The organism is Aliihoeflea sp., from assembly GCF_052435475.1.
Lineage (GTDB): Bacteria > Pseudomonadota > Alphaproteobacteria > Rhizobiales > Rhizobiaceae > Aliihoeflea.
In genome coordinates this window covers 107,056-127,624 of record NZ_JBQVMV010000012.1, presented here as the reverse complement: position 1 = coordinate 127,624, position 20,569 = coordinate 107,056, and the positions used below count along the sequence as shown (strand labels likewise).

Genomic DNA, 20,569 nt, shown 5'->3' with positions numbered 1-20,569 from the left:
CATCAAACCGCCTCCAAACAAAGACGACTGAATCACAATCAGCCAATTTTGCAACGATCTCCACAAGGGGGAGGGAGTTCGTCAGCGCCGATTCCAACCGTCAAGCTGGGTGCCCAGCGGCAGCGAGTGCTCGACGATCACGTCTCCCCCCCCTTGTGGGGAGGGATGAAGGGTGGGGGTCTTCTTCAGGAAAACCGGCGGCGCGGCAATCTCAGGCGTGGCCAGCCTGTGCGCTGAGGCGAGTGAGGTCGATGCCGATGGAGGCGAGGACCCGGTCGTACTGGCTGCCGAGATCGCCATCGAACAGCAGGCCGGGGCTGGCCGGGCAGGTGAGCCAGCCGTTTTCGGCGATTTCCTGCTCGAGCTGGCCGGCACCCCAGCCCGAATAGCCGAGCGCCATCAGGGCACGGCGCGGGCCCTTGCCGGTCGAGATCGCGCGCAGGATGTCGATGGTGGCCGTCAGGCACACGTCGCCGGCGACGGGCAGCGAGGATTCGACCATGTAGTCGTCCGAATGCAGGACGAAGCCGCGCGAGCGATCGACCGGGCCGCCATTGCGGATGATGATCGAGCGCGCAGGTTCGGGCAGGCGGATCGCCTCCTCCTCCTCCAGCACGTCGAGTTGCACCAGAAGATCGGGAAACAGAAGCTGCTGCGGCTGGTTGACGATCAGCCCCATCGCGCCCTCTTCCGAATGCGCGCACAGATAGACCACGGAGCGCTCGAAACGCTCGTCCTGCATGCCGGGCATCGCGATCAGGAACTGGTTCTCGAGGAACCCCTGAGCGGTTGCACCCTTCCTGTGGCCGAGTATGTCCATGGCGAAAGCGTAACGCGTTTCCGGTAAAGGCGAAAGTCAAGCCGATGTCATTTGTTGAACGGCGATCACTGCGAAATGATCCTGGCAAGGGCGTCGGGAGATTGCCAAAGGGCGCGCGGCGGGCCAAAACCCCACGCATGAACCTTCGATCCTTCCGCCTTGCCGGCCTTTTCCTGCTCGCGCCGGTCGCCGCCCATGCCGGCGCCAGCGACTGGCACGAGATGACCGGCGGCAAGCTGCGGCTGGTAACCGAGCGGACGGCGGACGGTGACGGCACCTTGCGCGGCGCCATCGAAATCCAGCTCGACGAGGGCTGGAAGACCTATTGGCGCGAGCCGGGGGAGAGCGGCGTCGCGCCGCAGATTTCGCTGCACCAGGATGCATCGGCCGAAGACGTCGCGCTTCTCTTTCCCGCGCCGCAGCGCTTCGACGACGGCACCTCGCAATGGGCGGGCTATGCCGGCGACGTCACCCTGCCCGTCGTCGTGAAGGGTCTCGGCACCGACCGCGGCGCGCTCGGTATCGACGTGTTCCTCGGCGTCTGCGAGACGATCTGCGTGCCCGTGCAGGCGACGCTGACGGTGACGCCCGGCGAGGATGTCGGCCCGATCGACGAGGCCGGCATCAAGGCCGCCTTCGCCAATCTGCCGGCCGAGGCGCAGGACGGGTTCGAGGTCGTCGGGGCAACGCGCAATGGGGACGCGCTCGAGATCGAGGTCGACCTTCCCGAGGGGATCGACAGGGCCGATCTCTTCCTTGCCGGGCATGACGGGCTGATGCTCGCCGCGCCGGAATTTGCGCCCGGGACCAAGGGCGGGACGTTCACCGCGCGCATCGTGGCGCCGGCGAAGGGCGGCGCGATTGCCGCCGACTATACGCTGGTCGCCGGCGACGAGGCGGTGGCCGGCACGCTCGCCCTGCCCTGACGCCCTGACCTGCCCTGACGCATTGCCAAGGCGGGCGCGGCCCGCTATCGCGGAACTCCCAATAATTCGGAGCGAAGACATGACGATTTCGGTTGGCGACAAACTGCCTGACGCGACCTTCAAGACGATCGGCGCGGACGGCCCCGTCGCGATCACCACCGGCGAACTGACGGCCGGCAAGAAGGTGGTGCTGTTCGGCGTGCCGGGCGCGTTCACGCCGACCTGCTCGAACAACCATCTGCCGGGCTATCTGGAGAATTACGACGCGCTGAAGGCCAAGGGCGTCGACACGATCGCCGTCGTCGCCGTCAACGACATCCACGTCATGACCGCCTGGGCGCGCTTCACCGGCGGCGAAGGCAAGCTCGTGTTCCTGGCCGACGGCAGCGGCGAATTCGCCAAGAAGTGCGGGCTCGACGTCGACCTTTCGGCCGCCGGCATGGGCCTGCGCGCAACGCGTTTCTCGATGATCGTCGAGGACGGCACGATCACCGCGCTCCACAGCGGCGACGCGCCCGGCAAGGCGGTTGAATCGGGCGCGGCGAAGATTTTGGAGACGCTCTAGGCTTTACGGGTCGCATTGCCCATCAGGCGCGGCTTTCGGGCCGGTGCGAGAGGCGTCTCGGGGGTTGCCGGGGGCGCCTTTTTCTTTGACTTGAAGGGGGCCATGGCGAGGCGGGCGAGTTCGTCGGCGCGCTCGTTTTCGGGGTGGCCGGCATGGCCTTTGACCCAGTGCAGCGTGACGTCGTGCTTCTGGCGCGCGGCGTCGAGCGCCTGCCACAATTCGGCGTTCTTGACCGGCTTCTTGTCGGCGGTTCGCCAGCCATTCTTCTTCCAGCCGTGAATCCACTTGGTCAGGCCGTCGCGGACGTAGTTGGAGTCCGTGTAGAGATCGGCCTTGACCGGCTCCTTCAGCGCCTGCAGAGCCGAGATGGCGGCTAGGAGTTCCATGCGGTTGTTGGTCGTGTCGGCTTCGCCGCCGGACAGTTCCTTTTCGATGTCGCCGAAGCGCAGGATCGCGCCCCAGCCGCCGGGCCCCGGATTGCCCGAGCAGGCGCCGTCGGTGAAAATGTCGACATGTTTGGTCATCGGGGCAGTCCGTATTCGGCGGCGGAGGCCACCTGCCGGTGGAAGCGCATCTTGCGCAGATATTCGAGCGGGTCCTTCTTGACGACGAGGCTGCCGGCCGGCGTGTTCACCCAGTCGTAGAGCCGGGTCAGCATGAAGCGCAGCGCCGCGCCGTGGGCGAGCGTCGGCAAGGCGGCGGCTTCGGCTTCGGAGAGCGGGCGGACGGAGGTGTAGCCCTTCAGGAGTGCGGCGCCCTTGGTCAGGTTGAAGGCGTGGTCGCGCTCGAAGCACCATGCGTTGAGGCAGATCGCGACGTCGTAGGCGAGGAAATCGGTGCAGGCGAAGTAGAAGTCGATCAGGCCGGGCTCCGCGCCGAGGAAGAGCACGTTGTCGGGGAAGAGATCGGCGTGGATGGTGCCGACGGGTAAGTCGCGCGGCCAGTCCGCTTCGACGCGGGCAAGGTCGGCGTCGGTCTCGGCGGCGAGGCCCGGCTCGACCTCGTCGGCGCTGGGATGGGCCTTGTCCCAGATCGCGCGCCAGCCTTCGATCGAAAGCGCGTTGGGGCGCGTCATCGTGAAGTCCGCGCCGGCCAGGTGCATGCGTGCGAGCGCTTCGCCCACCGCGCGGCACTGTTCGGCGCTCGGGCGGCGCGGCCACATGCCTTCGAGGAAGGAGACTATGGCGGCGGGACGGCCGGCAAGTTCGCCGATCAGGGGGCCGGCCTTCGGCGCGATCGGCACCGGGCAGCGCACGCCGCGCGCGGCCAGATGCTGCTTCAGGCCGAGGAAGAACGGCAGGTCGTCGCGGTTGACCCGTTTTTCGTAGAGCGTCAGGAAATAGACGCCGGCCGTCGTGTGGAGCAGATAGTTCGTGTTCTCGACGCCCTCGGCGATGCCCTTGTAGGAGGTCAGCGTGCCGATGTCATAGGCCGTCAGGAAGTCGGCGAGTTCGATCTCGTTGATGTCGGTATAGACGGCCATGGAAACCCGAAGCGTGCGATTTGATATCGTCTAGACGCTTCCGTTGACGAACGCCATGTCGGCATTCGTCAATTCCACATCACGCAGCGCGCTCATGACGGGGAAGTTCTCGGTTTCCTCGGCGGTGATCACCACGTCGAGCGTGACGTCGTAACGGGCGCGGAAGGCCTGGATGATCTCGTCGATGATGATCTCGGGCGCCGAGGCGCCGGCCGACAGGCCGAGGACCGAGATGTCGCCGATCTCGTCCCACGGAATCTCGCTCTCGCGCTGGACCAGAAGCGCACGCGTCGCCCCTGCCCGCTCGGCGACCTCGACGAGGCGGCGTGAATTGGAAGAATTCGGGGCGCCGACGACGAGGAAGAAATCGGCGCCGGGAGCCGCTTCCTTGACTGCCTCCTGGCGGTTCGTCGTCGCATAGCAGATCGATTCGGCGGCGGGCGCCTGGATGTGCGGGAACCGCTCCTGCAGCGCACGGATGACACCGGCGGTGTCCTCGACGGAAAGCGTCGTCTGGGTGACGAAGCCGAGATCCGTCTCGGGCGCGAAATCGAGGGTGGCGACTTCCGCCTCGGTCTCGACCAGCGTCACGTCGCCCTCGGGCAACTGGCCCATCGTGCCGATGACTTCGGGATGGCCGGCATGGCCGATCAGCACGACATGGCGGCCGAGGCGCGAATGGCGCATCGCCTGCTTGTGGACCTTGGAGACGAGCGGGCAGGTCGCATCGAGGTAGAAGAGATTGCGCGCCTGCGCATCCGCCGGCACCGATTTCGGCACGCCATGGGCGGAAAAGACGACCGGCTTGTCGGCGTGGGCCGCAGGGATTTCCTCGAGTTCCTCGATGAACACCGCGCCGCGCGCCTTCAGCCCCTCCACCACGTACTTGTTGTGAACGATCTCGTGGCGGACATAGACGGGCGACCCGTATTTCTTCAGCGCCAGAACCACGATCTGGATGGCGCGGTCGACGCCGGCGCAAAAGCCGCGCGGCTCGCACAGTCTCAACGTCAGGGGGCGCTTCTCGACGGTCATCACATCTCTCTTCGCGAAGGCCCGGACATGCGGTCTCGACCGGCCGGTGTCAAGGTTTGCGCCGCGATCGCCAGAACCAGGCGGCCAGCACGCCGACGAGCGCGAGGGCGAGGCCGTACCAGGTGATCGCGTATTGGAGATGGTTGTTGGGCAAGTCGATCATGGTGACGCCGCCGATCGGCAGGCCGCCCGGATTGGCGGTCTCGTCGGCGTCGAGGAAGAAGGGCAGCACCTCGACCCCATCGGGCAGGCCCGCCGTCGCGGCCATTTGGTCGATGTCCTTCCAGAAGAAGATGTTCTTCTCCGGCTCGTTCTCGGGCACGATGAAGGATGGCTTTTCGTGGAGGCGATCGCGGGCGAGCCCTTCGATCGTGACGCGTCCCTCCACCTGACCTTCTGCGCGGGTCTGGGCATCCTTGCGATCGAAAGGCACGAAGCCGCGATTGACGAACAGGAAGCGGCCATCGTCGAGCCGCAACGGCGTATAGACGTAATAGCCCGACCCGCCCTGGTGGGTGGCGAAGAAATGCCGCTCCGAACCGTGGACGAACGTGCCTTCGACCCACGCCGGCCAGTAGTCGACGTCGCCGGCGCCAGCTTCCAGCGCCTCGATCTCGGCGAGCGGGCGCGGGGCGCCGGCGATGCGCTCGGCGATCGTCGCCAGAAGGTCTTCCTTCCAGTGCAGGCGCTGCACCTGCCAGGTGCCGAGGACGAGCAGGGCAACGAGCACGACGACGCTGCCGATGCCGAGGCCGGCCGCCCAGAAGCGGCCCATGCGGGGTGTTTCGATATCGGTCATTTCGGTCTGTCGAGCCGGCCTTCGGCCGCCTTGTTGGCATATTGAAGCGTGATGAGGAGGCCCTTGGCGAGGCGCATGGCGCCGAGGGAAAGCCCGATGGCGAGCGGCACCCAGATCAGGAAGTGCAGCCAGAGCGGCGGCTGGTAGGATACTTCGACGTAGAGCGCGAGCCCCACGACCACGAAGCCGATGATCAGAATGACGAAGGCGGCCGGCCCGTCGCCGGAATCGGCGAACGAATAGTCGAGCCCGCAGGCCTCGCAGCGGGCGTCGACGGCGAGGAAGCCCGAGAACAACCGCCCCTCCCCGCAACGCGGGCAGCGCGCGGCCAGCCCCGCGCGGACCGGGTCGACGTGCGGGTAGTGTGCGCGGTCATCTGCGCCAGCGCTCATGGACAGGCTCCTACTAACAATGAAGGCGTTGATAGCGTATCTAGCTGTAAGCACCAATGTGACGTGGACGCACGGGGAGTTCGGGATGCCACATTCTTCAATCATCGTCCGAGCGGAATGGGATGACGACGCGCGGGTCTGGGTCGCGTCCAGTGGAGACATATCGGGCCTCAGCGTCGAAGCGGCTACTATCGAAGCGCTAGAGCCGAAAGTGCTGGCCGCCATCGAGGACCTGCTTGAACTCAACGGCGATGCGTTCGAGCTCGCCGAAATTCCAGTCCATTTCCTTGCGCAGCATGTCTCGCGCGTGACGAATCCCCGGCACTAAACGGACCATGGCCAGCTATTTGAAGGAACTGAAGCGGCTCCTCGAAGAGAGCGGCTGCCATTTCCATCGCGATGGCCGTGGTGATCACGAAATCTGGTTCAGCCCGATCAGCAATCGATACTTCACGATCGATCGCGGAACGAAATCGCGGCACACGGCCAACGAAACGCTGAAACAGGCAGGTCTGCCAAAAGCATTCTGAGGCCGGTCGAGCGACGCCGAATTCCGTCATCCCGCGCGTCAAAAGCAAAACGGCCGCGCTTTGGCGCGGCCGTTTTTCGTTTCGGTGACCGAACCGGTCAGTGGTGGGCGATCGGGGCGCCGATGGAGGCCCAGACGTAGATGGCGACGAAGAGGAACAGCCAGACGACGTCGACGAAGTGCCAGTACCAGGCAGCCGCCTCGAAGCCGAAATGCTTCTCCTTGGTGAAGCCGTCATTCATCGCGCGGACCAGGCAGACGATCAGGAAGATCGTGCCGACGAAGACGTGGAAGCCGTGGAAGCCGGTCGCCATGTAGAAGGTGGCGCCGTAGATGGAGCCGGCGAAGTCGAACGGGGCGACCGAATACTCGTAGATCTGGACGCAGGAGAAGAGGATGCCGAGCACGACCGTGAGCGCAAGGCCCCAGATCAGGCCCTTGCGGTCGTCATGCAGCAGCGCATGGTGCGCCCAGGTGACCGTGGTGCCCGACAGGAGCAGGATGATCGTGTTGTAGAGCGGCAGGTGGAACGGGTCGAGGACCTCGATGCCGGCCGGCGGCCACTGACCGCCCGTATACTCCGTCCGCGCGACCTGGGCGGCCTCGTCGTAAAACAGGCTGGCGTCGAAGAAGGCCCAGAACCAGGCGACGAAGAACATCACCTCGGAGGCGATGAACATGATCATGCCGTAGCGCAGGTGAAGCGACACGACGCGGGTGTGGTGGCCTTCGCGGCCTTCCTTGATCGTGTCCGACCACCACGCATACATGACGTAGAGGATGATCGCGAGGCCGATATAGAACAGCCAGGGACCCGCCAGATTGATGCCCAGAAGGCGGAACTGGCCGCCATTCAGGTACTGGAGGTAGCCGACGCCGCCGAGCATCATGATGAAGGCGCCGACGGAGGCGATGAACGGCCAGGGGCTCGGGTCGATAATGTGGTAGTCGTGGTTCTTTGCGTGTGCGTCTGCCATTTCAACCCCCGAATTCGGAATCGGCCGCTGCGTTGTTCTTGTCCCCCTCACCCGACTTCGCGGCGACCGAGGCGGGCTCGGCGACGGGGAAGAAGGTGTAGGACAGCGTAATCGTCCTGACGTCCTTGAGTTCGGGAACGTTCACGATCTCAGGATCGACATAGAAGACAACCGGCATATCCATGGATTCGCCCGGTTGCAATTCGGTATCGGTGAAACAGAAGCATTCCACCTTCATGAAATAGGCGCCGGCCAGATGCGGCGAGACGTTGAAGCTCGCGCGGCCCATGGCAGGGCGCTTCGAGGTATTGGTCGCGCGGTAGGCGACCTGCGTCGTCTCGCCGATCTTCAGCGTCGTCGAGCGCTGGACGGGCTCGAACTTCCACGACAGGCCACCCGAGACATTGGCATCGAAGCGGACGTTGATGTCGCGGTCGAGCACGGTCCGGGAATACTGCTCGACGCGCTGCGTCGTGCCGCCATAGCCGGTGATCTGGCAGAAGAGTTCGTAAAGCGGAACCGCCGCATAGGCGACGCCGATCATCGAGGAAAAGAACACGGTGCAGGCAATCGCGACGGTGCGGTTGCGCTTCTGCTTGTCCTTGTCGAGCGTATAGTTCTGAGCCATCGCCTGCCTCCTTACATCGGCCGAACGAGGATTTCGGGACCGAACTTGGTCAGCGTCGCGACGTAGAAGATGACGACCAGCGCGACGAGCGCGAGCGCGATGGCGACCGAGCGGCGGCGGCGCGCCTTCTTCTGCTGTTCGGTGAGTTCGACGGTCTCGAGCGGCTCCATGATCAAAGCCCCATCAGGCGGCCGATGGCCACGTCGGCGAGCAGTACGGCGAAGATCGCGAAAAGGTAGACCAGCGAATAGCCGAACAGCGCCTTGGCGGGGCCCATCGCCCGGTCCGATTCGGGCATCTTGAGGACCTTCCAAGCATACCAGACGAAGGCCGCGCCGAACGCCAGCGCGACGACGCCATAGACCGCGGACGTCATGCCGATCAGCCAGGGCGCGACGCCGATGGCGGCGACGAGCAGCGAATAGGCGAAAATCTGGCGCTTGGTCGACGCCTCGCCTGCGACGTTCGGCATCATCGGGATGCCGACGCTGCCGTAGTCCTGCGACTTGAAGAGCGCCAGCGCCCAGAAATGGGGCGGCGTCCACAGGAAGATGATGAGGAAGAGGACGACGCTTTCGAGCGAGACGGAGCCGGTGACGGCGGCCCAGCCGATCATCGGCGGGAAGGCGCCGGCGGCGCCGCCGATGACGATGTTCTGCGGCGTCGAGCGCTTCAGCCACATCGTATAGACGACGGCGTAGAAGAAGATGGTGAAGGCGAGGAGCGCGCCGGCGAGCGGGTCGACCAAGAGGCCGAGGGTCATCACGGACAGGACCGACAGCACGATGCCGAAGGCGAGCGCCTGGTCGGGCGTCACCTTGCCGGCCGGGATCGGTCGCTTGGCGGTGCGCGACATGACGGCGTCGATGTCCGCGTCGTACCACATGTTCAACGCGCCGGATGCACCGGCGCCGACGGCGATGGCGAGGATCGCGATCAGCGCGAGGACCGGATCGATCGCGCCGGGCGCCGTCGCCAGACCGACGAAGGCGGTGAAGATCACCAGCGACATGACGCGCGGCTTCAACAGCGCCAGGAAGTCGCCGGGCATGGCTTCGGACACGCGGAATTCCGGCGCGTCCGTCAGGCTGTGCTTTTCGACCAGGGCCATTTGCTACTCGTCACTCTCTTATTCGGAGAAACCGCCGGATGGCCGGCGGTTTCGTTGTTGGGTGCCGTATTGCGAGGTCACTTGACCTTGGGAAGCTGTTCCCACTGGTGGAACGGAGGTGGCGAAGAGAGCTGCCATTCGAGCGTCGTCGCACCCTCGCCCCACGGATTGGCGCCGGCCTCGCGCTTCTTCGAGAAGGCCTCGAAGACGCCGTAGAGGAAGACCAGCACGCCGATGGCCGAAAGGTACGAGCCGTAAGACGAGACGAGGTTCCAGCCCGCATACGCATCCGGATAGTCGATGTAGCGGCGCGGCATGCCGGCCAGACCCAGGAAGTGCTGCGGGAAGAAGATCAGGTTCACGCCGACGAAGGTGATCCAGAAGTGCAGACGGGCGATGAACGAATTGTACATGTAGCCGGTCATCTTCGGGAACCAGTAGTACCAGGCCGCAAAGATCGCGAACACGGCACCCATCGACAGCACGTAGTGGAAGTGCGCAACGACGTAGTAGGTGTCGTGATAGGAGCGGTCGAGGCCGGCATTGGCGAGCTGGACGCCCGTCACGCCACCGACGGTGAACAGGAAGATGAAGGCGATCGCCCACAGCATCGGCGTGCGCAGCGAGATCGACCCGCCCCACATCGTCGCGATCCAGGAGAAGATCTTGATGCCTGTCGGCACCGCGATGACCATCGTCGCGAACACGAAATAGCGCTGCGTGTTGAGCGACAGGCCGGTCGTGTACATGTGGTGCGCCCACACGACGAAGCCGACGGCGCCGATCGCGACCATGGCGTAGGCCATGCCGAGATAGCCGAAGACGGGCTTGCGCGAGAAGGTCGCGATGATGTGGCTGACGATGCCGAAGCCCGGCAGGATCAGGATATAGACTTCCGGGTGACCGAAGAACCAGAAAAGGTGCTGGTAGAGGATCGGGTCGCCGCCGCCTTCGGGCGCGAAGAAGGCCGTGCCGAAATTGCGGTCCGTCAGGAGCATGGTGATGCCGCCGGCCAGAACCGGGAGCGACAGCAGCAGGAGGAAGGCGGTGATCAGCACCGACCAGGCGAAGAGCGGCATCTTGTGCAGCGTCATGCCCGGGGCGCGCATGTTGAAGATGGTGGTAATGAAGTTGATCGCGCCAAGGATCGACGAGGCGCCGGCGATATGCAGCGACAGGATCGCCAAATCCATCGCCGGCCCGGGCGAACCCATGGTCGAAAGCGGCGGATACATCGTCCAGCCGGTGCCCACGCCATAGCCGCCGGCCGCGCCGGGGACGAACATCGAGATGAGCAGCAGCAGGAAGGCGGGCGGAAGCAGCCAGAACGAAATGTTGTTCAGACGCGGGAACGCCATGTCCGGCGCGCCGATCATGATCGGGATCATCCAGTTGGCGAAGCCGCCGATCAGCGCGGGCATGACCATGAAGAAGATCATGATCAGGCCGTGGCCGGTCGTAAACACGTTGTACATGTGCTTGCCGGCGTCGAGCGCGGCATCCTCGGGGATGCCGTAGACCATCGAGGCAAGGCCGTGGAAGATCTGGATGCCCGGCTCCTGGAGCTCCCAGCGCATCATGACCGACATGAAGCCGCCGACGACGCCCGCAAAGATCGCGAAGATCAGATAGAGGGTGCCGATATCCTTGTGGTTCGTCGAATAGACCCAGCGCGTCCAGCCGTAAGGCTTGTGATCGTGGTCGTCGTGAGCAGCAGCGCCTGCCATTTTCCCGCTCCGTTCATTGTTCGGTAGCATCGGACCGAAAGGTGGAATCCGGTTTTCGGGGATTCCGATGCTCAATCAGTAATCTGTCGGCTCAGTTGCCGGCGTCAGCTACGTCCTGGGTGCCTTCGATCGCGGCGGTCAGCGCGCGGTTCGCATCGCCGAGATTTTCGCCGGCGGCGACCCGCCACTCGTCGAAAAGCTCCTGGCTCACGACGCGGATGGCGATCGGCATGAAGGCGTGATCCTTGCCGCACAGCTCCGAGCACTGGCCATAGTAGAGACCTTCCCGCGTGGCGCGGAACCACGTTTCGTTGATGCGGCCCGGCACGGCATCGACCTTGACGCCGAAAGCGGGCATCGCGAAGGCGTGCAGAACGTCGGCTGCGGTGACGAGGAGGCGAACCGTGGTGTCGACCGGCACGACGACTTCATTGTCGACGGCGAGGAGCCGCGGATAGGTCGCCATGTCCTCCTTGCCGGCAGCGGCGCGGTCGCCTTCCTGCAGCATGATCGAGGAGAAGGTGACCGTCTGATCCTCTTCGGTGTCGGCCTGGTACTCATATTCCCAGTACCACTGGAAGCCGGTCGCCTTGACCGTCATCGTCGGGTCTTCGTCGGGATCGTATTGGGCGGTCAGAAGCTGGAAGGACGGAACCGCCAGAAAAAGCAGAATCACCACCGGCGCTACGGTCCAGACGACCTCGATCAGCGTGTTGTGGCTGGTGCGCGACGGCACCGGATTCTTGCTCGCGCGGTACTTGATGATGACCCAGGCGAGCAGCGCCGACACGAACAGGGTGATCGGCACGATGAACCACAGCGTGTACTGCTCGAACCAGCGGATCTGCTCCATGATCGGCGTCGCGGCTTCCTGGAAGCCAAGCTGCCAGGGGCGCGGCTGGTCGGCCAACGCGGCCGTCGCCGCCAGTGCGGCGCCTGCCGTGCTGAGGCCCAAAAGGAACTTCTTCATCACCCTCTCGTCTCCCGGATCGTCCGTCGCGCAGCGCCAATGCGGCAGCCGCCACGCGGATTGCATGGCTTTCGTCGCGCGTTCAAATCATACTCCGGGTTCGACCGCAAGAAAGCCATCAATGGATGTGTGCGGCATTTTTGCGCGCGCGCACACCAAGCGCGCCAAAGCGCCCTCAATTCGCTCGATTTGTGGAAAAACCCTGCCGGATCGGCCCGCAACCGCCATCGGCCGGCCTTCGACAAACAAGGTGTGGAAGATGATGCGCGTCTTGCGATACACCTTGTTCCCACCTCCATCCGCGATTCGCAGGATCAAGATGACGCTCTTCCCAAGCCTCCGCCCGGCCCTTGCCACGCTCACCATCGGCGCCGCCCTGATTTCCGGCAGCGCACTGGCGCAGCAGGCGCCGCAAGGCGCGGTGCGCTCCACGCATGGCGCGTGGTCGCTGATCTGCGACACGCCCGCCGGCTCGACCTCCGAGCAATGTGCGCTGATCCAGAACGTCGTCGCCGAAGACCGGCCGGAGGTCGGGCTTTCCGTCGTGGTGCTGAAGACCGCCGACAACCAGGCCGAAATCCTGCGCGTGCTGGCGCCGCTCGGCGTGCTCCTGCCCAACGGGCTCGGCCTCAACGTCGACGGCGAGGACATCGGCCGCGCCTATTTCGTGCGCTGCTTCCAGGATGGCTGCTATGCCGAGGTGATCCTCGAGGAGCCGCTGAAGACGACGCTGAGGAACGGCGATGCGGCAACGTTCATCGTCTTTCAGACGCCCGAGGAAGGCATCGGCATTCCGGTCGAGCTCGAAGGCTTCGGCGAAGGCTTCGACGCCCTTCCATAAACAAAAAAACGGCGGATCACTCCGCCGTTTTCTTAGTCTATTCAGGCAAGCGCCGCCTTCACGGTTTGAGCGAACGGGGTCGTCGGACGCCCGATCAGCTTCGAAAGCGTGCGACCATCATCGAAAAGCGCGCCCTTTCCGGCAGCCGCATCCCAACCTGCGATCGCAGCGCTGAGGCCGGCAGGTAGTCCGAATCCCTCGAGGGTCCTGGCGTAGTCGGCTTGCGGCGTGTCGGTATAGGCGATCGGTTTACCCGTCTGCTTCGAGACTTCCGCAGCCAGTTCAGCCAGCGAGAACGAATCGTCTCCGGCAAGTTCATATGTCTTGCCGTCATGGCCGGGAGTCGTCAGCACCGCCACAGCTGCGTCCGCATAGTCGGCCCGCGCCGCAGATGCGATGCGCCCCTCGCCCGCCGAGCCGATCAGCGCGCCAGCTGCAACGGCCCCTTCCAGCGAGCCGGTGTAGTTTTCCGTGTACCAGCCGTTGCGGAGGATCGTGTAGGGGATGCCGGACGCCTTCAGTTGCTTCTCCGTCTCGGCATGTTCGGCAGCAAGGCTAAGCGGCGAGGTGTCCGCGCGCAAAAGGCTCGTATAGACGATCCGCTTCACGCCGTTCTTCTTCGCCGCCTCGATGACGTTGTAATGCTGGGCTGCGCGCTTGCCGACTTCGCTCGACGAGATCAAAAGCAGGGTATCGACCCCCTTCAGGGCGGCATCGAGCGAAGCTTCGTCCTCATAGTCCGCGCGACGGACCTCGACGCCGAGATCGGCGGCCTTTTCCGGCGAACGGACCAGAGCGATGATCTGTTCTTTCGTCTGCGCCTTTGATTTATCGATTACGATGCGGCCGAGTTGGCCGGTCGCGCCTGTCACTGCAATTGTCATCTTGGGTCTCCTTTGTTGGTGGAACTCATGTAGGCACGTTGCTAATTTTTCGTAAGTACCTACATTTATGTAAGTATGGTTTTATGGATGGACGGAGCGTTTCATGAATCTGACCGCTAAAATGGAGCGAGGCGACCTGATGGCTGCTGCGTGCCCTTCGCGCGAAGTCTTGAAACACGTGACCAGCCGATGGGGCGTGCTCGTGCTGATCGCCTTGCAGGACAAGACACTGCGGTTCAGCCAGTTGCGACGGCGCGTCGGTGGCGTCAGCGAGCGGATGCTGGCGCAGACGCTGCAATGGCTCGAAGGTGACGGGCTCGTGAAGCGCGTGGCACATGAGGTCGTGCCGCCGCATGTCGACTACAGCCTGACGCCGCTCGGGCTGGAGGCCGCCGAAAGAGTCGCTGCGCTTGCCGACTGGATCGAGACGAGCCTGCCAGCGATTGCAGCGCATCGTAAAGTCGGGGTCTGAGGTCGCGCCGGACGAGCGGCCTGCCTATATAGGCCTGAACGAATCCCCACGGAGACCTCTCGTGACCCAGCGCTTGATCGAACAGTTCGACATTTCCGAAGAGGCCGTGCGCCGGATCGTCGCCGAGACGGTTGGCGGGTCGGACGATGGCGAGCTCTTCCTCGAATATCGCGAGGGCGAGGCGCTGGTGTTCGACAATGGCCGGCTGAAGACGGCAAGTTTCAACACCGACAAGGGGTTCGGGCTGCGCGCGGTCGCGGGCGAAGCGGTCGGCTATGCGCATGCCAATGAATTGTCGCAGGCAGCGCTCTTGCGCGCCGCGGATGCGGTCGGCGCCGTGAAGGCGGGCCATTCGGGCACGCTTGCCGCCGCGCCGCAGGGTACCAACCGGAAACTTTACGGCGACGCCAACCCGATCGCCGAGCCCGGCTTTGCTGAGAAGGTGAAGCTTCTGCAGGACATCGACGCCTGGTTGCGGGGGCGCGACCCGCGTGTGCGGCAGGTGACGGCCTCGCTTGCCGCGTCGTGGCAGCATGTCGAGATCGTACGCGCGGACGGGCGGATCGCGACCGACGTGCGCCCTCTCGTCCGCTTCAACGTCGCGGTCGTCGTCGGCGATGGTGACCGGCAGGAAACGGGCTCCTACGGCGCGGGCGGGCGCAAGGGCTTCGGCGAATTCCTCGCCGACGAAAGCTGGCAGTTCGCGGCAAGCGAGGCGCTGCGGCAGGCGTTGGTGAACCTCGAAGCCGAGGACGCGCCGGCCGGCACGTTCGACATCGTGCTCGCCAATGGCTGGCCGGGCGTGATGCTGCATGAAGCCGTCGGACACGGGCTCGAAGGCGATTTCAACCGCAAGAAGACCTCCGCCTTTTCCGGCCTGATGGGCCAACAGGTCGCCGCCAAAGGCGTGACGGTCGTCGACGACGGCACGATTTCGGAGCGGCGCGGATCGCTGACGATCGACGACGAAGGCACGGCGACCAACCGCACCGTGCTGATCGAAGACGGCAAGCTCGTCGGCTACATGCAGGACCGCCAGAACGCGCGGCTGATGGGCATGGCGCCGACCGGCAACGGACGCCGCGAATCCTATGCACACCAGCCGATGCCGCGCATGACAAACACCTATATGACCGGCGGCGACCATACGCCTGAGGAGATCATCGCCTCGGTGAAGGACGGCATCTACGCTGTCTCGTTCGGCGGCGGGCAGGTCGATATCACGTCGGGCAAGTTCGTCTTCGGCTGCACCGAAGCCTACCGCATCGAAAACGGCAAGGTGACGCAGCCGATCAAGGGCGCGATGTTGATCGGCAACGGGCCGGACGCGATGCACCGCGTTTCGATGATCGGCAACGACATGAAGCTCGACACCGGCATCGGCATGTGCGGCAAGGCCGGCCAGGGCGTGCCGGTGGGGGTGGGACAGCCGCATCTGCGGATGGATCGGATGACGGTGGGTGGGACGAAGGCTTAGGTCAGATCCAGGACGCGGCCGACTTCGGCAGCCGGCCCTCTGGATCGATGATCTCCAGCCTCGGCCCGTCCGAATTGTTCCAGCGCCAGAGCGCCACGCATGTGCCGCCCTTCGACATGAAGGAAGGATAGACGACGCCGTCTATCCCCTGGTCGAGAAGGCGCTCGCGCAGGGCGTACGTTAAGGGTTTCGCCCCGGCGTCAACGATCTGTCGCCATTCGCAATCATGGATCGACGCGTCGGCGCCGTATTCGGCAAGCGCCTCTGGATCGGTCAAGTCGGCAAGCGTCGCGTCGGATAGTTCGAGGCGAACGATCAGGGCCGGGTGCTGGACGAAGCCCTGATTGTACTCCGCCCACGCGGTCGACAACTCGCGCGCAGCATAGATGGTCGGCGCGCCGACCGGATTCCAGCGTCCGCCGAACCGTGCCGCCCCCTCACCCGACAACGGCGCGAAAGACCAACGCGGCACGAAGGCGCGCCAGAGCGCGACCGGCGTCTGATCAGGCATAGATTCCGGCGCGCACCGATTCGAGATAGGCGAGCACCTTGTCGCCCTTGCCCTCGCCGACCAGATCGTAGGCCGTCTTGCCGGCCCAGCCGGGGATGGGCTGGTGCTTGAACCAGATTGCGGCGCGGGCATCGTTGCCGGTCATTTCCGCTGCCATGGCGAGGATGCGGACCAACGGGCTCAGCGCCGCGTCGACCTTGCGTCCGCCTTTGACTGAAGCAAGCGTGTTGCGTGCAATGCCGACGAGGCCAGCCAATTCGCTCATCGTGACGCCGAGCCGCTCGGCCACGCGGCGCGGCGATAGGAACGGCGTCGCGTCATCGCCATAATGGGACGCGAAAGCATCCAGAGTTGCCATGATCACGCCTCCTGTGGTGCGCCGGATTTCAAACTCATGCTCAATATGAGCGCAATTAACGCTCAATTCAAGACAGGAACGAGCGCAGTGCAGCTAGCGCTCACCGTCGCTTCTTCGGCTTCTCCAACAGCGCAACCGCCTCGACATGCGGCGACCAGAGGAACTGGTCGACGGGCGTGACCGATTTCAGGGCGTAGCCGCCAGAGATCAGGATTTCGAGGTCGCGGGCGAGCGTGACGGGGTTGCAGGAGACGGCGGCGACGTGAGGAACCGACGAGCGGGCGATCTGCCTGGCCTGATCTTCCGCGCCGGCGCGGGGCGGGTCGAAGACGAGGCCGTCGAAGCGGGCGTCGAGTTCCTTGAAGGTGAGCGGGCGGCGGAAGAGATCGCGCTTTTCAGTGGTGACGGTCTTCAGGCCTTCGCCGAAACGGAAGGCACGGTCGAGGGCGGCGAGCGCCGGGGCGTCGGCCTCGACGGCGTGGACCTGCGATCGCTTCGCCAATCTCAGCGAAAACGTGCCCCAGCCGCAGAAGAGGTCGGCGACGTTCTTCGCCTTGCGCAAATGGTCGGTGACGAGCGTCGCCATCGCCTCTTCGGCGTGGGCGACCGCCTGCACGAAGGCGCCGGGCGGCGGCATGACGGCGATTTCGCCGGCCATCAGCACCGACTTTCTCGGCTCGATGACGATCTCACCGTCGACGCTCACGCGCGCGAAGCCGGCGCTCATCGCGAAGCGGGAGACGGCGGTGCGGGCGTCGTCGGTGAACTTGCCCGCGTCGCGCAATTCGATGTCGAGGCCGGTTTCGCTGGCGGTGACGGCCATGCGGAAGGCGTCGCCGGTGTTGCATGCGATGCGCGCGAGTTCGCGCAGCTTGCCGAGCGAAGTGACGATGGCCGGAACCGAGATCGGGCATTCCTCGATGTCGACGATCTGGTGCGACAGCGCCTGATTGTAGCCGAGCAGCATGCCGCGCTCGGTGCGGCGGACGGCGAAGACGACGCGGCGGCGGGAATGCGGCGGGCAGGCGACGATGTCGCCGACGGGCGCGTCGATGCCCCTGCCCTTCAAGGCGGCGACGACCTTGTCGCGCTTCCAGCCAAGATAGGCGGGCATCGCCATGTGCTGCAGGGCGCAGCCGCCGCAGGTGCCGAAATGGCGGCAAGGCGGCGCGACGCGTTCGGGCGATGGATCGAGAATGGCGAGGAGGTCGGCGCGGTTCTTGCCGACGGCGGCCGTGACGCGCTCACCGGGCAGCGTGAAGGGCACGAAGACCTGGCCGTTGCCGGCGGGGGCGACGCCGTCGCCCTGCGCGCCCAGATGGTCGATGGTGAGCGCGGTGCTCATCGGTTCTTTACTCCGGCCAACAGAAATTCGCGGTTGCCGTCGCCACCTTCGATGGGCGACGGGATGAGGCCGGTCGCGCGCCAGCCGGGCATGGCGTCGAGCCAGGCGCGCAGGTCCTCGGCGACGATCGCCGCCTGTGCCGGATCGCGCAGGAGACCGCCCTTGCCGATCGCATCGCGGCCCGCCTCGAACTGCGGCTTGACGAGGAAGACGCCGCGCGCGCCTGGCGCCGCAAATGTGAGCGCGGGCGGCAGGGCCAGCTTCAGAGAGATGAAGGAGATATCGGAGACGAGGAAATCGGGCGCGATGCCGTTCAGGTGCTCGGCAGAAAGGTCGCGGGCGTTGAGGCGCTCGATGGAGGTCACGCGTGGGTCCGCGGCCAGGGTCGCGTCAAGCTGGTCATGGCCGACATCGATGGCGAAGACATGCGCCGCGCCGCGGTCGAGCAGGATCTGCGTGAACCCGCCGGTGGAGGCACCGATGTCGAGCGCGGTCGTGCCGGTGACATTGAGACCGAAGGCGTTGAGTGCGTGGACGAGCTTGAGAGCCGCGCGGGAGACGTAATCCTGCGCCGGATCATCGACGGTGATTTCGGCATCCAAGGAAACGCCGAGCCCGGGTTTGGTCACGACCGCGCCGACGACCGTAACCGTGCCGCGCAGGATCGCGTCGCGAGCGCGAGAGCGAGAGGCGAAGAGCCCGCGGGTGACGAGCAGTTCGTCGAGGCGAAGCTTTTCCGCGTTCACGCGGTGGCGGCTGCGCGGTCGCGGCCCAAAGCGGCGAAGACGGTGCGCACGATGCCGGCGGAATCGAGCCCCGCATCGGCATACATCTTTTCCGGTTTCGCGTGGTCGGTGAATTCGTCCGGCAGGATCAGCGGGCGGACCTTGATGCCGGTTTCAAGCAGGCCGTCATGGGCGAGGAAGTGCAGGACGTGGCTGGCGAAGCCGCCGATCGCGCCTTCCTCTACGGTGATCAGCACCTCGTGCTCGCGCGCGAGGCGACGGACGAGGTCCTCGTCGAGCGGCTTCGCGAAGCGGGCATCGGCGACGGTGGTGGACAAGCCGGCCGCGTCAAGTTCCTCGGCTGCGAGCAGGCAGTCCGCCAGGCGCGTGCCGAAGGAGAGGAGCGCGACCTTGGTGCCTTGCTTGACGATGCGGCCCTTGCCGATTTCGAGGATTTCGCCCCTCGCTGGTATTTCGACGCCGACACCATTGCCGCGCGGATAGCGGAAGGAGATCGGGCCGTCATCATAGGCAGCGGCGGTGCGCACCATGTGCTTCAGCTCCGCCTCGTCGGCGGCGGCCATGACGACGAAGCCCGGCAGCGAGGCGAGATAGGTGACGTCAAACGCGCCGCAATGGGTCGCGCCGTCCGCGCCGACGAAACCAGCGCGGTCGATCGGGAAGCGGACGGGCAGCTTCTGGATCGCGACGTCGTGGACGACCTGGTCGTAGGCGCGCTGGAGAAAGGTCGAATAGATGGTGGCGAAGGGCTTGAAGCCCTCGGTCGCGAGGCCGGCAGCGAAGGTGACGCCGTGCTGTTCGGCGATGCCGACATCGAAGGTGCGGCCGGGAAATTCCTTGCCGAAATGGTCGAGGCCCGTTCCCGAAGGCATGGCGGCGGTGACCGCGACGATCTTCTCGTCCTCGCGCGCTTCCTGGATCAGCGCGTCGGCGAAGACCTTCGTATAGGCCGGCGCATTGGCGGGGGCCTTGGCCTGCGCGCCGGAGATGACGTCGAACTTGTTGACGCCGTGATATTTGTCGGCGGCTTCCTCGGCGGGCCCGTAGCCCTTGCCCTTCTTGGTCACGACATGGATCAGGATCGGCCCTTCGCCATTGTCGCGCACGTTCTTCAGGACCGGGACGAGATGCTCCAGATTGTGGCCGTCGATCGGGCCGATATGGAAGAAGCCGAGTTCCTCGAACAGCGTTCCACCGGTGACGTAGCCGCGCGCATGCTCGACGGCGCGGGTGATCGCCTTGTCGGCGCGCTTGCCGAGATAGGAGGTCAGCTTCTTTCCGAAATCGCGGATGCCGGCATAGGTCGAGCCCGAAGCGAGGCGCGCGAGATAGTGGCTCATCGCGCCCGAGGGCGGAGCGATCGACATGTCGTTGTCGTTGAGGATCACGATCAACCGCGCGTCTAGCGCGCCGGCATTGTTCATCGCCTCATAGGCCATGCCGGCCGACATCGCGCCGTCGCCGATGACCGCGATGACGTTGTTCTTCGCGCCGGCAAGATCGCGCGCAACGGCCATGCCGAGCCCGGCCGAAATCGATGTCGAGGAATGCGCCGCGCCGAACGGGTCGTATTCGCTTTCGGAGCGCTTGGTGAAGCCGGACAGGCCGTGCTCCTGGCGCAGGGTGCGGATGCGGTCGCGCCGGCCGGTCAGGATCTTGTGCGGATAGGCCTGGTGGCCGACGTCCCAGATGATGCGGTCGGCGGGCGTGTCGAAGACATAGTGCAGTGCGACGGTCAGTTCGACGACGCCGAGCCCCGCGCCCAGATGCCCGCCGGTCTGCGAAACGGCGTCGATCAGCTCGTGACGCAGTTCCTCGGCCAGTTGCGGCAGGTCGCCTTCCTTCAGGCGGCGAAGGTCCGCCGGAACCTTGACCTGGTCCAGAAGCGGCGTCTCGGGGGGTGATTTCACAGGTGCCATGATCTCTCGTCGCGCGTTAACGGGGAGATAGTGGCTCGCTTGCCGAAAGTAAAT

Annotated in this window: 26 protein-coding genes; 7 read left to right on the top strand and 19 right to left on the bottom strand. The window is 65.0% G+C overall.

Translation table 11 applies throughout. The features are described 5' to 3' along the window. Positions 1 to 211: 211 nt before the first annotated feature. Positions 212 to 820, bottom strand: coding sequence for a YqgE/AlgH family protein (locus ACT6QU_RS14190; RefSeq protein ID WP_024589088.1), 609 nt, complete (start codon positions 818 to 820; stop codon positions 212 to 214). A 137-nt stretch (positions 821 to 957) separates the two neighbouring features. Here ACT6QU_RS14190 and ACT6QU_RS14185 point away from each other — a divergent pair, with 137 nt between their 5' ends. Together ACT6QU_RS14185 and ACT6QU_RS14180 are read left to right on the top strand one after the other, a co-directional pair. Then, positions 958 to 1,746 (top strand): protein-disulfide reductase DsbD domain-containing protein, encoded by a 789-nt coding sequence (locus ACT6QU_RS14185; RefSeq protein WP_444565675.1) that lies wholly within the window; start codon positions 958 to 960, stop codon positions 1,744 to 1,746. A 79-nt stretch (positions 1,747 to 1,825) separates the two neighbouring features. After that, positions 1,826 to 2,311, top strand: a complete 486-nt coding sequence (locus ACT6QU_RS14180) for a peroxiredoxin (protein WP_444565676.1) — start codon at positions 1,826 to 1,828, stop codon at positions 2,309 to 2,311. On the opposite strand, the gene rnhA is transcribed toward ACT6QU_RS14180, so the two are convergent. Genes rnhA through ACT6QU_RS14155 form a run of 5 tightly spaced genes read right to left on the bottom strand, consistent with a single transcriptional unit; the run spans position 2,308 to position 6,020 of the window. After that, on the bottom strand, positions 2,308 to 2,835 hold the full coding sequence (gene rnhA / locus ACT6QU_RS14175; RefSeq protein ID WP_444565677.1) for a ribonuclease HI: 528 nt from the start codon (positions 2,833 to 2,835) through the stop codon (positions 2,308 to 2,310). The two genes, ACT6QU_RS14180 and rnhA, sit on opposite strands and share 4 nt — an antisense overlap. Then, positions 2,832 to 3,794, bottom strand: a complete 963-nt coding sequence (locus ACT6QU_RS14170) for a homoserine kinase (protein ID WP_444565678.1) — start codon at positions 3,792 to 3,794, stop codon at positions 2,832 to 2,834. Before ACT6QU_RS14170 ends, rnhA begins: the two co-directional genes overlap by 4 nt. 30 nt (positions 3,795 to 3,824) lie before the next feature. Beyond that, positions 3,825 to 4,829 (bottom strand): 4-hydroxy-3-methylbut-2-enyl diphosphate reductase, encoded by a 1,005-nt coding sequence (gene ispH, locus ACT6QU_RS14165; protein WP_444565679.1) that lies wholly within the window; start codon positions 4,827 to 4,829, stop codon positions 3,825 to 3,827. A 49-nt stretch (positions 4,830 to 4,878) separates the two neighbouring features. Continuing rightward, positions 4,879 to 5,628, bottom strand: coding sequence for an SURF1 family protein (locus ACT6QU_RS14160; protein ID WP_444565680.1), 750 nt, complete (start codon positions 5,626 to 5,628; stop codon positions 4,879 to 4,881). Then, a complete protein-coding gene (locus tag ACT6QU_RS14155; protein ID WP_444565681.1) occupies positions 5,625 to 6,020 on the bottom strand; it encodes a DUF983 domain-containing protein in 396 nt (131 codons plus the stop codon). The genes ACT6QU_RS14160 and ACT6QU_RS14155 overlap by 4 nt, the downstream gene beginning before the upstream one ends. Between ACT6QU_RS14155 and ACT6QU_RS14150 the strand changes: the two genes are divergently transcribed. Both ACT6QU_RS14150 and ACT6QU_RS14145 read left to right on the top strand, forming a co-directional pair. Then, on the top strand, positions 6,019 to 6,348 hold the full coding sequence (locus ACT6QU_RS14150) for a DUF1902 domain-containing protein (RefSeq protein ID WP_444836683.1): 330 nt from the start codon (positions 6,019 to 6,021) through the stop codon (positions 6,346 to 6,348). The genes ACT6QU_RS14155 and ACT6QU_RS14150 overlap by 2 nt on opposite strands. Before the next feature lie 7 nt (positions 6,349 to 6,355). Beyond that, positions 6,356 to 6,550, top strand: coding sequence for a type II toxin-antitoxin system HicA family toxin (locus tag ACT6QU_RS14145; protein WP_444565683.1), 195 nt, complete (start codon positions 6,356 to 6,358; stop codon positions 6,548 to 6,550). A gap of 97 nt (positions 6,551 to 6,647) precedes the next feature. Here the strand turns inward: ACT6QU_RS14145 and ACT6QU_RS14140 are convergent, their stop codons facing one another. From ACT6QU_RS14140 to ACT6QU_RS14110, 7 genes are all read right to left on the bottom strand, one after another. Then, a complete protein-coding gene (locus tag ACT6QU_RS14140) occupies positions 6,648 to 7,526 on the bottom strand; it encodes a cytochrome c oxidase subunit 3 (RefSeq protein ID WP_024589077.1) in 879 nt (292 codons plus the stop codon). A gap of 1 nt (position 7,527) precedes the next feature. Further along, complete coding sequence (locus ACT6QU_RS14135) at positions 7,528 to 8,154, bottom strand: cytochrome c oxidase assembly protein (RefSeq protein ID WP_444565684.1); 627 nt, start codon at positions 8,152 to 8,154, stop codon at positions 7,528 to 7,530. An 11-nt stretch (positions 8,155 to 8,165) separates the two neighbouring features. Then, on the bottom strand, positions 8,166 to 8,324 hold the full coding sequence (locus ACT6QU_RS14130; RefSeq protein ID WP_173401426.1) for a hypothetical protein: 159 nt from the start codon (positions 8,322 to 8,324) through the stop codon (positions 8,166 to 8,168). 2 nt (positions 8,325 to 8,326) lie between these two features. After that, positions 8,327 to 9,265: a heme o synthase gene (locus ACT6QU_RS14125; protein ID WP_444565685.1), complete on the bottom strand. Its 939-nt coding sequence runs from the start codon at positions 9,263 to 9,265 to the stop codon at positions 8,327 to 8,329. A gap of 77 nt (positions 9,266 to 9,342) precedes the next feature. Beyond that, positions 9,343 to 10,992, bottom strand: coding sequence for a cytochrome c oxidase subunit I (gene ctaD, locus ACT6QU_RS14120; RefSeq protein ID WP_024589073.1), 1,650 nt, complete (start codon positions 10,990 to 10,992; stop codon positions 9,343 to 9,345). Positions 10,993 to 11,083: 91 nt separating this feature from the next. Continuing rightward, positions 11,084 to 11,962, bottom strand: coding sequence for a cytochrome c oxidase subunit II (gene coxB / locus ACT6QU_RS14115; protein ID WP_444565686.1), 879 nt, complete (start codon positions 11,960 to 11,962; stop codon positions 11,084 to 11,086). Positions 11,963 to 12,049: 87 nt separating this feature from the next. Further along, a complete protein-coding gene (locus tag ACT6QU_RS14110; protein WP_444565687.1) occupies positions 12,050 to 12,280 on the bottom strand; it encodes a hypothetical protein in 231 nt (76 codons plus the stop codon). Position 12,281: 1 nt separating this feature from the next. On the opposite strand from ACT6QU_RS14110, the gene ACT6QU_RS14105 reads away from it, so the two are divergent. Beyond that, entirely contained in the window at positions 12,282 to 12,803 is a 522-nt protein-coding gene (locus ACT6QU_RS14105) for an invasion associated locus B family protein (RefSeq protein ID WP_152529703.1), read from the top strand. A gap of 41 nt (positions 12,804 to 12,844) precedes the next feature. Here ACT6QU_RS14105 and ACT6QU_RS14100 read toward each other — a convergent pair whose 3' ends face one another. Beyond that, complete coding sequence (locus tag ACT6QU_RS14100; RefSeq protein ID WP_444565688.1) at positions 12,845 to 13,687, bottom strand: SDR family oxidoreductase; 843 nt, start codon at positions 13,685 to 13,687, stop codon at positions 12,845 to 12,847. Positions 13,688 to 13,790: 103 nt separating this feature from the next. On the opposite strand from ACT6QU_RS14100, the gene ACT6QU_RS14095 reads away from it, so the two are divergent. After that, on the top strand, positions 13,791 to 14,159 hold the full coding sequence (locus ACT6QU_RS14095) for a winged helix-turn-helix transcriptional regulator (RefSeq protein WP_444565689.1): 369 nt from the start codon (positions 13,791 to 13,793) through the stop codon (positions 14,157 to 14,159). Between the two features lie 61 nt (positions 14,160 to 14,220). Next, positions 14,221 to 15,636: a metalloprotease TldD gene (gene tldD, locus ACT6QU_RS14090; protein WP_444565690.1), complete on the top strand. Its 1,416-nt coding sequence runs from the start codon at positions 14,221 to 14,223 to the stop codon at positions 15,634 to 15,636. A 1-nt stretch (position 15,637) separates the two neighbouring features. On the opposite strand, the gene ACT6QU_RS14085 is transcribed toward tldD, so the two are convergent. The 5 genes from ACT6QU_RS14085 to dxs all read right to left on the bottom strand — a co-directional run bounded on the left by ACT6QU_RS14085 (position 15,638) and on the right by dxs (position 20,515). Next, the gene (locus ACT6QU_RS14085; protein ID WP_444565691.1) at positions 15,638 to 16,147 is read right to left on the bottom strand and encodes an RES family NAD+ phosphorylase; all 510 of its coding nucleotides are present in this window, start codon (positions 16,145 to 16,147) and stop codon (positions 15,638 to 15,640) included. Next, positions 16,140 to 16,505, bottom strand: a complete 366-nt coding sequence (locus ACT6QU_RS14080; RefSeq protein WP_444565692.1) for an antitoxin Xre/MbcA/ParS toxin-binding domain-containing protein — start codon at positions 16,503 to 16,505, stop codon at positions 16,140 to 16,142. The genes ACT6QU_RS14085 and ACT6QU_RS14080 overlap by 8 nt, the downstream gene beginning before the upstream one ends. Positions 16,506 to 16,605: 100 nt before the next feature. Next, positions 16,606 to 17,850, bottom strand: coding sequence for a class I SAM-dependent RNA methyltransferase (locus ACT6QU_RS14075; protein WP_444565693.1), 1,245 nt, complete (start codon positions 17,848 to 17,850; stop codon positions 16,606 to 16,608). After that, positions 17,847 to 18,596, bottom strand: a complete 750-nt coding sequence (locus ACT6QU_RS14070; RefSeq protein ID WP_444565694.1) for a TlyA family RNA methyltransferase — start codon at positions 18,594 to 18,596, stop codon at positions 17,847 to 17,849. Before ACT6QU_RS14070 ends, ACT6QU_RS14075 begins: the two co-directional genes overlap by 4 nt. Then, positions 18,593 to 20,515, bottom strand: coding sequence for a 1-deoxy-D-xylulose-5-phosphate synthase (gene dxs / locus ACT6QU_RS14065; protein ID WP_444565695.1), 1,923 nt, complete (start codon positions 20,513 to 20,515; stop codon positions 18,593 to 18,595). The genes ACT6QU_RS14070 and dxs overlap by 4 nt, the downstream gene beginning before the upstream one ends. Between the last annotated feature and the right edge of the window lie 54 nt (positions 20,516 to 20,569).